Below are 12,095 nucleotides of genomic sequence, written 5' to 3'. Positions count from 1 at the left end.
GGTCCGTTCTCGTAGGAGCCGAACGGCATGTCGGCGACGACGAACGCGCGCCGCACCGCGCCGGCGACGGCGCGGGTGAGGGGGATGAGGTCGTCGACCTTGACCGGCAGTGTGGTCTCGTAGCCGAAGACGTTGTTGCCGGCCGAGTCGCCGACCAGCAGGAAGTCGATGCCCGCCTCGTCGAAGATGCGCGCGGTGAGCATGTCGTAGCTGGTCAGGCCGGTGATCTTGATGCCGTCGCGCTTCGCGTTCTGGAAGTGACGGGTGCGCACGCGCTTGGGGCCTCCGGATGCCGCGCCGCCGCCGTACGGGTTCGTCTCCACGTTCGCCGTGCTGTCGGAAGGAGTGTCGTTGACGGGCTGCTCTGACATGTCGCCAGTCTGGCACACGCGGCATCCGCGCCCGGCGCTCCGCCGGCCGTTCTGCCGCTACCCTGAGAGGTGCGAGAGAGGGTGTGGATGGATAAGCAGCGCGACTTCGTTCTCCGGACCATCGAGGAACGAGGAGTCAAGTTCGTCAGGCTCTGGTTCACCGACGTGGTCGGAACCCTGAAGTCGGTGGCGATCGCCCCGGCCGAGGTCGAGGGGGCGTTCACCGAGGGCATCGGGTTCGACGGGTCCGCGATCGAGGGGCTGAGCCGCACGTTCGAGTCCGACCTGCTCGCCTACCCCGACCCGACGACGTTCCAGACGCTCCCGTGGCGCGGCGACATCGACCCAACCGGGCGCATGTTCTGCGACATCACGACGCCCGACGGCGAGCCGGCCGTCGCCGACCCGCGGAACGTGCTCAAGCGCACGTTGGCCCGCGCGGCCGATCGCGGGTTCACGTTCTACACCCACCCCGAGATCGAGTTCTACCTGCTCCGCTCRTCGAAGTACGGCGAGGAGGGGCCCGTCCCCGTGGACTCCGCCGGATACTTCGACAACGTGCCCGGTGGTACCGCGCACGACTTCCGGCGGCGCAGCGTGCGGATGCTCGAGGACCTGGGCATCTCGGTGGAGTTCAGCCACCACGAGGCCGGCCCGGGGCAGAACGAGATCGACCTCCGGTATGCCGACGCGCTCACCACCGCCGACAACATCATGACGTTCCGCACCGTGATCAAGGAGGTGGCGATCGAGCAGGGCGTGTACGCGACCTTCATGCCGAAGCCGTTCTCGCAGTATCCCGGCAGCGGCATGCACACGCACCTCTCCCTCTTCGAGGGCGACGCCAACGCCTTCTACGAGGCCGGGTCGCAGTACCAGCTCTCCAAGATCGGCCGCCAGTTCATCGCGGGCCTCCTCCGCCACGCGAACGAGATCTCCGCCGTCACCAACCAGTTCGTCAACTCGTACAAGCGCCTGTGGGGCGGCGACGAGGCGCCGAGCTTCATCTGCTGGGGCCACAACAACCGCTCCGCGCTCGTGCGGGTGCCGCTGTACAAGCCCAACAAGGGGCAGAGCGCGCGCGTCGAGTACCGCGCGATCGACTCGGCTGCCAACCCCTACCTCGCGTTCTCGCTGCTGCTCGCCGCGGGCATGAAGGGCATCGAGGAGGGCTACGACCTCCCGCCCGAGGCGGAGGACGACGTCTGGGCCCTGACCGACAGCGAGCGCCGTGCCCTCGGGTACCACCCGCTGCCGGCGAGCCTCGACCACGCCATCGAGTACATGGAGGAGTCCGAGCTCGTCGCCGAGACGCTCGGCGAGCAGGTGTTCAACTACGTGCTCGCGAACAAGCGCTCGGAGTGGCGCGACTACCGCTCGCAGGTGACGACCTTCGAGCTGCAGCGCAACCTCGAGATCCTCTGACCCGCGACCGGATGTCACGCCAGGCCCCGACCCTCGGTCGACTCGCGCGGGCGGGCTTCGACGACCTCGACTCGGCGGCGGCCGGCCTCGAGGCCCTCGCCACCGCGACGGGCGTCGACGAGGAGCGCCTGCTCGCCGCGTTCGCCCACGCTGGTGACCCCGACGAGGCGCTGGTCGCGGTCGCGCGGCTGCGGGAGCGCGCTCCGCATGAGGTGGCCGTCGTGCTCGAACAGGACGCCTCGGCCGAGCGCCTGGCCCGACTGCTCGGCGCATCGCGGGGGTTCGCGGACTTCCTGATGCGCCATCCGGGCGAGGCGGGACTGCTGCAGCTGGTGCCCATGCCGCCGCCGGCGACGGCCGATGCGCGCGAGTCGCTCCTCGCGGCGCTCGACGACGTCGATGCCCCGCCGGCGGGGTACCTCGACGCCGCGGCATCCGCCCTTCGCGTGCGCTACCGACGGCTGCTCGCGGGCATCGCCGTGTGGGATCTCAGCCGGGCCGACGCGGTCGAGGCCGTCGATGTCGTGGCATCCGGCCTCGCGGACCTGGCAGGCGCGACCCTCGACGCGGCGATCGTGGCCGCCCGGCGTGCGATCGCCCGAGCCGAGGGCGCCCCGGCTGCGCCCGGCACGTACCCGGCCCCGGAGGTGGACGCCACCCGGCTCGCCGTCATCGGCATGGGCAAGGCCGGCGCGCGCGAGCTCAACTACGTGAGCGACGTCGACGTGATCTACGTGGCCGACTCCGCCGACGAGGAGGTCGTGTCGACGCCGCGCGCGCTCGACATCGCCACGCGCATCGCCATGATCGCGATGCGGGTCATCGCCGAGCCCGGCATCGAACCGCCGCTGTGGGAGGTGGACCCGAACCTGCGGCCCGAGGGCAAGGACGGCGCGCTCGTGCGCACGCTCGACTCGCACCTGCAGTACTACGACCGCTGGGCGAAGAGCTGGGAGTTCCAGGCCCTCCTGAAGGCGCGACCGCTGGCCGGCGACGCCGAGCTCGGTGCCCGGTACGCCGCCGGCGTGGCGCCGAAGGTGTGGTCGAGCTCGGGCCGGGAGGGGTTCGTCGAGTCGGTGCAGCGCATGCGCGAACGCGTCACCGAGCACATCCCAGCCGGCGAGGTCGAGGTGCAGCTGAAGCTCGGGCCGGGCGGGCTGCGCGACATCGAGTTCACCGTGCAGCTCCTCCAGCTCGTGCACGGGGCGACCGATGCCGAGATCCATCAGGCCGGAACCCTGCCGGCGCTCGCGGCGCTGGCCGACGGGGGATACGTCGGTCGTGAGGAGGCGGCGGAGTTCTCGCGCGACTACCGCATCCTCCGGGTCCTCGAACACCGCCTGCAGCTGCAGCGCCTGCGGCGCACGCACCTCATGCCGCGAGGCGCCGCAGAGCTCCGCGCCCTCGCGCGGTCGTCGGGCCTCGGCCGCGACGACCACGACCTGTCGGCACTCTGGCAGTCCACCCGGCAGCGCGTGCGGGGCCTCCACGAACGCCTGTTCTACCGGCCGCTGCTCTCGGCCGTCGCGGCATTGCCCGCGAGCGGGCTGGAGCTGACCAGCGAGCAGGCCGCGGCCCGACTCGCGGCGATCGGGTTCCGCGATCCGCGTGGTGCGCTGGCGCACATCGGCGCGCTCACCGCGGGCGTCTCGCGTCGCGCCACGATCCAGCGCCACCTGATGCCGGTGCTGATCTCGTGGTTCGCGGACGGCGCGGATCCCGACTACGGCCTGYTCGCCTTCCGGCGGCTCAGCGAGACGCTCGGCACCACGCACTGGTACCTGCGGCTGCTCCGCGACTCGTCGGATGCCGCGCTCCGGCTCACCCGCGTGCTGTCGGGGTCGCGCTTCGCCGGGGAGCTCCTGGAACGCACGCCCGAGGCGGTCGCCTGGCTGGAGGACGTCGACGAGCTGCGGCCCCGCTCGCTGGCCGCCCTCGACGACGAGAAGCGCGCGGTGCTCGGCCGGCACGTCGACGCCGCGGCCGCCGGGAAGGTGTTCCGCGCCATCCGCCGCCGCGAGGTGCTCCGGCTGGCCCTCTCGGCGATCCTCGACGTCTGCACCGTCGAGGAGCTCGGCCACGGGCTGTCGGATGTCACGGAGAGCCACATCTCGGCGATGATCACGGCCATCCGGGGCGTCGAGCCGGACGGCATCGAGTTCGCCGTGGTCGGCATGGGACGGTTCGGCGGGCGCGAGCTCGGTATCGGGTCCGACGCCGACATCGTGTACGTCTTCCGGCCGACGGATGCCGCGCCCGAGGCCGCGCAGGCGCGGGCGCTGCGCATCGTGGCCGACCTCGTACGACTGACGGAGGACGCCAGGCTGCCGTTCGAGCTCGACGCCGACCTGCGGCCCGAGGGACGCAACGGGGTCGTGGCCCGCTCCCTCGATGCGTACCGGGCGTACTACGCGCGGTGGTCGCTCACCTGGGAGGCGCAGGCGCTGTTGCGTGCGCGTCCCGTGGCCGGCGACGAGGCGCTGCTCCACGACTTCATGGAGCTCGCGGACTCGGTGCGCTACCCCGAGCACCTCACCGAGCAGGACGTGCGTGAGGTGAAGCGCATCAAGGCCCGGGTCGAGAACGAGCGGCTGCCCCAGGGCGCCGACCCGCGACGCCACCTCAAGCTCGGACGGGGATCGCTGTCCGACGTGGAGTGGTTCGTGCAGCTCGTGCAGCTCGAGCACGGCGCGGCGGAGCCCTCGCTTCGCACGCCGTCGACGCTCGACGCGCTGGCCGCCGCCGTGGAGCACGGACACATCACGGCCGCCGACGCCCGCACGCTGCGCGCGGCATGGGTCTTCGCGTCGCGCGCGCGGTCGTCGCTGACACTCTGGCTCGACCGCACCACCGATGTGCTGCCGGTCGAACGGTCGCAGCTCGAGGGCGTCGCCCGCATCATGGGCTATCCGCCCGGCTCAGCCACCCGGCTCGAGGACGACTACCTGCAGGTCACCCGCCGCGCCCGTGCGGTGTTCGAGCGCGGGTTCTACGGCGTGGAGACCCGGCGCGAGCCCACCACGGGCTGAGCCGGCGTCGAACGGCGGCTGGCCACCGCCGCCCGTCGCTCGCCATCGCCGCCGTCGCTCGAACGGCCGAAGGGCCCGCGTCGCCGAAGCGATGCGGGCCCTTCGTGGGACTGCAGGGGCGGATCAGACGCCGTAGTACAGCTCGAACTCGAACGGGTGCGGACGCTGGGCCAGGGGCTTCAGCTCCTTCTCGCGCTTGTAGTCGATCCAGGTCTCGATGAGCTCCTTGGTGAACACGCCGCCCTCGAGGAGGAAGTCGTGGTCGGCCTCGAGCGCGTCGAGCACGGCGTCGAGCGAGCCCGGCACCTGGGGGATTGTCTTGGCCTCCTCGGGCGGGAGCTCGTAGAGGTCCTTGTCGACCGGCTCGTGCGGCTCGATGCGGTTCTTGATGCCGTCGAGTCCGGCCATGAGCTGGGCTGCGAACGCGAGGTAGGGGTTGCCCGAGGCATCCGGAGCGCGGAACTCGATGCGCTTGGCCTTCGGGTTCGTGCCGGTGATCGGGATGCGGATGGCCGCCGAGCGGTTGCCCGCCGAGTAGACCAGGTTGACCGGTGCCTCGAAGCCGGGCACCAGGCGGTGGTACGAGTTCACCGTCGGGTTCGTGAAGGCGAGCAGCGCGGGCGCGTGGCGGAGGATACCGCCGATGTACCAGCGCGCGAGGTCGGAGAGGCCGCCGTAGCCGGCCTCGTCGTAGAACAGCGGCTTGCCGTCGTTCCACAGCGACTGGTGGGTGTGCATGCCCGAGCCGTTGTCGCCGAAGAGCGGCTTCGGCATGAAGGTGGCCGTCTTGCCCCACTCGTTTGCCGTGTTCTTCACGATGTACTTGAACTTCAGGATGTCGTCGGCCGCGTGCACCATCGTGTCGAAGCGGTAGTTGATCTCGGCCTGGCCGCCGGTGCCAACCTCGTGGTGCGCGCGCTCCAGGATCAGGCCCGCCTCGATGAGCTTCAGCGAGATGTCGTCGCGCAGGTCGGCCTGCTTGTCGACCGGCGAGACGGGGAAGTAGCCGCCCTTGTAGGGGGTCTTGTTGCCGAGGTTGCCGCCCTCCTCGACACGACCCGAGTTCCACGCGCCCTCCTCGGAGTCGACCGAGTAGAAGCTCCCGTTCTGCTTCACCTCGTAGCGCACGTCGTCGAAGATGTAGAACTCCGCCTCGGGTGCGAAGTACGCGGTGTCGGCGATGCCGGTCGACGCGAGGTACTTCTCGGCCTTCTTGGCGACCTGGCGCGGGTCCTTCGCGTAGATCTCGCCGTTGCGGGGGTTGTAGATGTCGAAGACCATGACGAGCGTGCGCTCGGCGCGGAACGGGTCGACATAGGCCGTGGAGACGTCCGGGATCAGCTGCATGTCCGACTCGTGGATCGACGCGAAGCCGCGGATCGAGGAGCCGTCGAAGAGCTGGCCGACCGTGAAGAACTCCTCGTCGACGGTCGACGCCGGGATGTTGAAGTGCTGCTGCACGCCCGGGAGGTCGGTGAAGCGGATGTCGAGGAACTTGACATCCGTCTCCTTGATGAACGTGAGCACTTCAGACGAATCACTGAACATGTGACGGAATCTCCAAGAGGGGCGGGGTGGGACCGGACGGACGTGCACAGCCGCTAGCGACGCTATCGAGTCGCGGTTTCCCTGCCATGACGCCAATGTTTCCGCCATGTTACGCGCATGGCCGGTCGGTAGACTCGGGGGATGCCTGACCCCAGCCCCCGCACCTTCGGCGAGCTCGAGCCCAGCAGGTGGCCGGGGGAGCGGCTCGGCCTTCCCGACACGGGCCGCGGCTCGGTCGGCCGCGTCGGTCGTCGCCTCGGCGCGATCGCCATCGACTGGGGCCTGGCGCTGCTGATCGCGTTGCTCTTCGCCCCGTACAGCTCGCTCACCCACTCGTGGGTGACCCTCGTCATCTTCGCGATCATGCAGGTCGTGTTCATCCCGACCATCGGCGGCAGCATCGGCCACCGTCTCACGGGCATGCGGGTGGTGCCGCTCACCGGTGGCTGGGTCGGCGTCCGTCGGCCGATCGTACGCACGCTCCTGCTGGTGCTCGTCGTGCCCGCGCTCGTCTGGGACTCCGACCAGCGCGGCTTCCACGACAAGGTCGCCGGCACGGTGTTGATCCGGGTGTGACGACGTCGATCGGCCGTGGCGGAGTCGAGCAGCGGTGACGGCCGTTCGCCCATGGGACGGCGAACGGCATCCGCCGATCGACGGATGCCGCGTGCTGCCGACCCGGGTCAGCGCATCTTGCCGCGCTGCGGCCGCGCCTTCATCGGGTCGATGCCCTTCGGAATGGGAAGCGCCGTCTGCAGCGAGTTCAGGCGGTTCGACACCGCGAGCACCTCGGGCTTGGTGAGCGTGCGCTTCGCCTTGCGCAGGGTCGCGGGCAGGCGGTAGAGCTCGATGGAACCGTCGTCGTGGCCGACCGAGATGAGCGTGACCGGCACGTTGGGCAGGATCCTGGAGACCTTGCGCTGCTCCTCGTCGAGCATGCGCTTGGTGCGCGTGACGGGGCCCTCGCTGATGAGTGCGACGCCGCCGCGGCCGACCGCGCGGTACACCGCGTCCTGCGTCTTGCCGTTCACGGCGATCGGCATCTCGTTGCCGACCCATCCGCCGCGGAGGCCACTGCGGAGCACCGCGCCGACGGCGCCGGGCTGGCCGTCGATCTGCGCGTAGGCCGCGCGCTCGGCTCGACGGCCGAGGATGACGAGGGCGAGGAGGAGGCCGGCCAGCACACCGGCGACGATCCAGAGGGCGATGGTGAACCCGTTGCCCTCGCCGAGCCACAGGGCGAGTCCGAGGCCGATGAGCACCGGGACGAGGAATCCGAGCAGCATGAGCCACTGCGCGCTCGAGTCGTAGCGGCGGGTCATCTGGAAGACCTGCCACATCTGCTTCATGCGACCCGGCTCCTTCGGAGCGGAGCCCTTGTCCTTGGTGCGTGCCATGGTCACAAGGATACCGGCGGCGGACGCCGCCCCCGACCGTGTTCTCAGAGGGCGGAGGCGACGTGTACGCCGACTTCCCGGCGGTCTAGCCGACCGCCTGCGCGAACCCGAGCGATGCGTCCGCGAGGTGCGCGAGCTCCGTCGGGAGGGTGCGTCCCTTCGCCTGCATGGACTGCGCCCAGAGGCGCCCCGCGCGATACGACGAGCGCACCAGCGGGCCGGCGAGCACCCCGAGGAATCCGATCTCCTCAGCCTCCTCCTTCAGCTCCACGAATTCCTCGGGGCGCACCCAACGATCGACGGGAAGGTGGCGAGGGCTCGGCCGCAGGTACTGCGTGATGGTGATGATGTCGGTGCCGGCGTCGTGCAGGTCGTGGAGGGCCTGCGACACCTCGGCCCGCTCCTCGCCCATGCCGAGGATCAGGTTCGACTTCGTGATGAGGCCGGCGTCCCGGCCCTGGGTGATCACGTCGAGCGAGCGCTCGTAGCGGAACGCGGGCCGGATCCGCTTGAAGATGCGCGGGACCGTCTCGACGTTGTGGGCGAACACCTCGGGCCGGGCGGAGAACACCTCGGCGAGGTGCACGGGGTTGCCGGAGAAGTCGGGCACGAGGATCTCCACGCCGGTGCCCGGGGACTGCCGGTGGATCTCCCGGATCGTCTCCGCGTAGAGCCAGGCGCCCTCGTCGGGCAGGTCGTCGCGAGCGACGCCCGTCACCGTGGAGTAGCGCAGCTGCATCCGCACCACCGACTCGGCGACGCGTCGCGGCTCGTCCACGTCGTAGTCGGCGGGCTTGCCGGTGTCGATCTGGCAGAAGTCGCATCGCCGGGTGCACTGCGAGCCGCCGATGAGGAAGGTGGCCTCGCGGTCCTCCCAGCACTCGTAGATGTTGGGGCAGCCGGCCTCCTGGCAGACCGTGTGCAGCTCCTCGCTCTTCACCAGGCTCTGCAACTGCCGGTACTCGGGGCCCATCTTGGCGCGGGTCTTGATCCACTCGGGCTTGCGCTCGATCGGCGTCTGGGCGTTGCGGACCTCGAGGCGCAGCATCCGGCGCCCATCGGGGGCGGTGCTCATGCGGCGACCGCCGCCTCGGCCTCGGCGAGGAACCGCTGCGTGATCGGTTCGACGAGATCCTCGGGCACGACCCGGCGTCCGAGCTCGTGGGTGATGGTCGTCACTCCGGCGTCCCGGATGCCGCAGGCCACGATCTTCTCGTAGGGCTCCAGCGAGTTCGAGCAGTTCAGTGCGAACCCGTGCATCGTCACGCCGTCGGCGACACGGATGCCGATGGCGGCGATCTTGTTCTCGCGGCCGGGTTCGCMGACCCAGACTCCCGACCGTCCCTCGACGCGACGTCCGTCGACGCCGAGGTCGGCCAGCACGTCGATGAGGATGCCCTCGAGACGGCGGACGTAGCCGACCACGTCGATCGGCTCGGCCAGGTGGAGGATCGGATACCCCACCAGCTGGCCGGGGCCATGCCACGTGATCTTGCCGCCGCGGTCGACGTCGATGACGGGGGTTCCGTCGGTCGGTCGTTCCTCGGGAGCGGTGCGCTTCCCGGCGGTGTAGACGGAGGGGTGCTCCAGGAGGATGACGGTGTCGGGGCGTTCGCCCCTGACGACCGCGCGATGGACGGCGCGCTGAAGGTCGAGACCCTCGATGTACGGCACGGAGTTGGCGCTTAGCCCCGCGACGACGAAGTCGAGCATGCCGTCCAGTCTAGGTGGGCGAATGCCGCGGGCGGCCCTCGACCGCGGATCGACTCGTCCTCACCAGACTCTGATCGGGATCGGTGACTCCCAAGCCGGGCCGGAGGCCGCCACGCTCCCGCCGGAAGCGACACGATGCCCGTATGAGCCGCGCGCGCCGATCCGCCCCCGTGCCGACCGAGCCCCAGCCGGCGCAGGCCTCCGGCCCGCTCGAGGGTCGCCTGGTCGGCTACCGGATCGTGCGGCGCATCGCATCCGGAGCGCGTGCCGACGTCTACCTCGCCGCGGCCGAGTCGGCTGCGCTCCACGACTCCGCACCGGCCGGAACGGCGGGATCGGCGACCGGCTCTGCTCCTGCTGCGCACGACCCCGTCGAGGCGGGGCGACCGGCGCCGGTGCTCGTCGCGCTGCGGGTCTACGAGGCCGGAACGGCCGACGACTCGATCGCCGCGGAGATCGAGGCGATGTCGGCGGATGCCACGGGCACCCTGCCCTCACTCATCGACGTGGCGACCCTCGAGGACGGCCGGTGCTGCCTCGTGGTCGAGCGGCTGGGCGGCCGCACGTTGGCACGGGTGCTCGCCGAGCGACGGCTCAGTCCGGGCGAGGCGGTCACGATCCTCGCGCCGCTCGTCGTGGCCGTCGGCGAGCTGGCACGCGCCGGATTCGTGCACGGCCGCCTTTCCACGACCGATGTCGTCCTCGACGACGACGGGAGACCACGGCTGCTCGGGCTCGGTGCCTTACGACGCCTTCCGAGTCCCGGCGAGGCGCGTTCCGCCCTGCTGCGTGCCGGCCACGAGGCACTCGCCGACCTGATCGACGAGGTCGGGTCGGTCGTGTCACCGCGCGATGCGCTCGAGGAGGTGTCCCGGTACCTCCGCGGTCGGCTGGCCGTTCGTCCCTTCGAGCCCTGCGACGGCGAGGTCGAGCGGCGCCTCTTCACGTCGGCCGCGCCCGAACCGGTACGAGGGTTCACACCGCGTGCCACTCCGCGAGCGGCGCCCGCTCGGGCRATCCCACCGGTTCCCGCCGATGCGGTACCCACGCCATCACCGGACCCGCAAGGTGGGAAGCCGCGCTTCGGGTTGGGCCTCAGACGCGTGCTCGCGCTGGTGCACGGCCCCGACGACCTCGTCGAGCAGCTCGCGGAGGCGGCGGACCTCCGGCCGGCCGGTCAGCTTCGCGCGCGGATCACCAGTGCGATCGGCCGTCGGCGCGGCGCGCTCGTCGTCGGCGGCCTGGTCGGAGGGGGAGCCCTCGTGCTGTTGCTCACGATGGTGCCTCAGGCACCACCTGATGGGCACGATCAGGCGGCGGCAGCGGAGCCGGACGCCACCGCAGTTGTGGAAGCGACCGGAGCGGGTCCCGGCGAACCCACGCCGTCGGGCGCCCCGAGCGACGCCGCAGAGCCCGAGACCGACGCGAATGCGGATCCCGTCGCGGCGGCGCGCTGGCTGCTCGATCGGCGGGCGTCCTGCTTCGAGATGCTCGACCTCGGATGCCTCGACGCCGTCGACCAGCCGGGGTCTGCCATCGGGGCGTCCGACCGTGACGCCATCGCGCTCGGCCGAGACGGAGCGGGCCAGCCTGCCCCGCGCTTCGACCCCACGTCGATCGTCCTCACCGCAGAGCTAGGCGGAGCGGTCCTCGTGCACGCGGAGACCGTCGCGGAACGCGAACCGGCCTCGCTCCTCATGGTGAGGGGCGAGGCCGGATGGCGCTTGCGCGACGTCTTCGACTAGATCCCGAGGTCGGCCTCGAAGGCCCCCTCCTCCAGTCGCTCCTTGACCGCCGTCAGGAAGCGGGCTGCGTCGGCGCCGTCGATGATGCGGTGGTCGTACGAGAGCGCCAGGTACACCATCGAGCGGATGGCGATCGCGTCCTCGCCGTCCTGCTTCACGACGACCGGGCGCTTCACGACGATGCCCGTGCCGAGGATCGCGGACTGCGGCAGGAACACGACCGGCGTGTCGAACAGGGCGCCGCGGGATCCCGTGTTGGTCAGCGTGAAGGTGCCGCCCGAGAGCTCGTCGGGCTTGAGCTGGTTGTTGCGCGTGCGGTCGGCCAGGTCGGCGATCTGCGCAGCCAGCGCGGCGATGTCGAGATCGCCCGCGTTGCGGATGACCGGCGTCAGCAGCCCGCGCTCGGTGTCGACCGCGATGCTCATGTTCTCGGTCGGCGGGTAGACGATGCTGTCGCCATCGACCGTCGAGTTCACGATCGGGTAGGCACGGAGCGCCTCGGCAGCTGCCAGCGCGAAGAACGGCAGGAACGAGAGCTTGTTGCTCGTCTTCGCGAGGAAGTCGCCCTTCACGCGGTCGCGAAGGCGTGCGACGCGCGTCACGTCGACCTCGACGACGGTGGTGAGCTGCGCCGTGGACGTCATCGAGACCACGGCCCGCTCTGCCACGACCTTGCGGAGGCGCGTCATCGGCACCGTCGTCCCGCGGAGGGGCGACGTCTCGAGCGGCGTACGGGCAGGCGCCGCCGCGGCGGGAGCAGTCGCGGGCGCCTGGGCCGAGATGACGTCCTGCTTGCGGATGCGTCCGCCCACACCCGTGCCGGTCACGCTCGAGAGGTCCACGCCCTGCTCGTTCGCGAGCTTGCGC

General features: G+C 70.8%; 10 protein-coding genes. 4 read left to right on the top strand and 6 right to left on the bottom strand.

From position 1 onward, the window contains the following. On the bottom strand, positions 1 to 371 hold a 371-nt coding region (locus tag AC1DY2_RS07455; RefSeq protein ID WP_476761842.1), incomplete at its 3' end, for a 3-methyl-2-oxobutanoate hydroxymethyltransferase. Positions 372 to 458: 87 nt separating this feature from the next. On the opposite strand from AC1DY2_RS07455, the gene AC1DY2_RS07450 reads away from it, so the two are divergent. Both AC1DY2_RS07450 and AC1DY2_RS07445 read left to right on the top strand, forming a co-directional pair. Further along, a complete protein-coding gene (locus AC1DY2_RS07450) occupies positions 459 to 1,796 on the top strand; it encodes a glutamine synthetase family protein (protein ID WP_309978469.1) in 1,338 nt (445 codons plus the stop codon). An 11-nt stretch (positions 1,797 to 1,807) separates the two neighbouring features. After that, complete coding sequence (locus tag AC1DY2_RS07445) at positions 1,808 to 4,825, top strand: bifunctional [glutamine synthetase] adenylyltransferase/[glutamine synthetase]-adenylyl-L-tyrosine phosphorylase (protein WP_476761841.1); 3,018 nt, start codon at positions 1,808 to 1,810, stop codon at positions 4,823 to 4,825. Between the two features lie 123 nt (positions 4,826 to 4,948). On the opposite strand, the gene glnA is transcribed toward AC1DY2_RS07445, so the two are convergent. Further along, on the bottom strand, positions 4,949 to 6,373 hold the full coding sequence (gene glnA, locus AC1DY2_RS07440) for a type I glutamate--ammonia ligase (protein ID WP_476761840.1): 1,425 nt from the start codon (positions 6,371 to 6,373) through the stop codon (positions 4,949 to 4,951). A gap of 141 nt (positions 6,374 to 6,514) precedes the next feature. Between glnA and AC1DY2_RS07435 the strand changes: the two genes are divergently transcribed. Beyond that, complete coding sequence (locus AC1DY2_RS07435) at positions 6,515 to 6,949, top strand: RDD family protein (protein WP_309978475.1); 435 nt, start codon at positions 6,515 to 6,517, stop codon at positions 6,947 to 6,949. A gap of 107 nt (positions 6,950 to 7,056) precedes the next feature. Here the strand turns inward: AC1DY2_RS07435 and AC1DY2_RS07430 are convergent, their stop codons facing one another. The 3 genes from AC1DY2_RS07430 to lipB all read right to left on the bottom strand — a co-directional run bounded on the left by AC1DY2_RS07430 (position 7,057) and on the right by lipB (position 9,483). Beyond that, the gene (locus tag AC1DY2_RS07430; protein ID WP_159601468.1) at positions 7,057 to 7,770 is read right to left on the bottom strand and encodes a DUF4191 domain-containing protein; all 714 of its coding nucleotides are present in this window, start codon (positions 7,768 to 7,770) and stop codon (positions 7,057 to 7,059) included. An 85-nt stretch (positions 7,771 to 7,855) separates the two neighbouring features. After that, a complete protein-coding gene (lipA, locus tag AC1DY2_RS07425) occupies positions 7,856 to 8,845 on the bottom strand; it encodes a lipoyl synthase (RefSeq protein WP_476761839.1) in 990 nt (329 codons plus the stop codon). After that, positions 8,842 to 9,483, bottom strand: a complete 642-nt coding sequence (gene lipB, locus AC1DY2_RS07420; RefSeq protein ID WP_476761838.1) for a lipoyl(octanoyl) transferase LipB — start codon at positions 9,481 to 9,483, stop codon at positions 8,842 to 8,844. Before lipB ends, lipA begins: the two co-directional genes overlap by 4 nt. A 143-nt stretch (positions 9,484 to 9,626) precedes the next feature. Here lipB and AC1DY2_RS07415 point away from each other — a divergent pair, with 143 nt between their 5' ends. After that, on the top strand, positions 9,627 to 11,228 hold the full coding sequence (locus tag AC1DY2_RS07415) for a hypothetical protein (RefSeq protein ID WP_476761837.1): 1,602 nt from the start codon (positions 9,627 to 9,629) through the stop codon (positions 11,226 to 11,228). Here AC1DY2_RS07415 and AC1DY2_RS07410 read toward each other — a convergent pair. Beyond that, the coding region (locus AC1DY2_RS07410; RefSeq protein WP_476761836.1) for a 2-oxo acid dehydrogenase subunit E2 at positions 11,225 to 12,095 on the bottom strand (871 nt) is incomplete at its 5' end. The genes AC1DY2_RS07415 and AC1DY2_RS07410 overlap by 4 nt on opposite strands.

Source organism: Agromyces sp. P1_H4 (genome assembly GCF_056405255.1).
Note: the sequence above shows the minus strand (reverse complement) of the source record. Positions and strands in the feature narration are given on the sequence as shown.

Bases quoted from the DNA above. Each gene is read 5' to 3' on its own strand.
- lipA (WP_476761839.1), bottom strand. From the start codon at position 8,845: ATGAGCACCGCCCCCGATGGGCGCCGGATGCTGCGCCTCGAGGTCCGC.
- AC1DY2_RS07435 (WP_309978475.1), top strand. From the start codon at position 6,515: ATGCCTGACCCCAGCCCCCGCACCTTCGGCGAGCTCGAGCCCAGCAGG.
- glnA (WP_476761840.1), bottom strand. From the start codon at position 6,373: ATGTTCAGTGATTCGTCTGAAGTGCTCACGTTCATCAAGGAGACGGAT.
- AC1DY2_RS07430 (WP_159601468.1), bottom strand. From the start codon at position 7,770: ATGGCACGCACCAAGGACAAGGGCTCCGCTCCGAAGGAGCCGGGTCGC.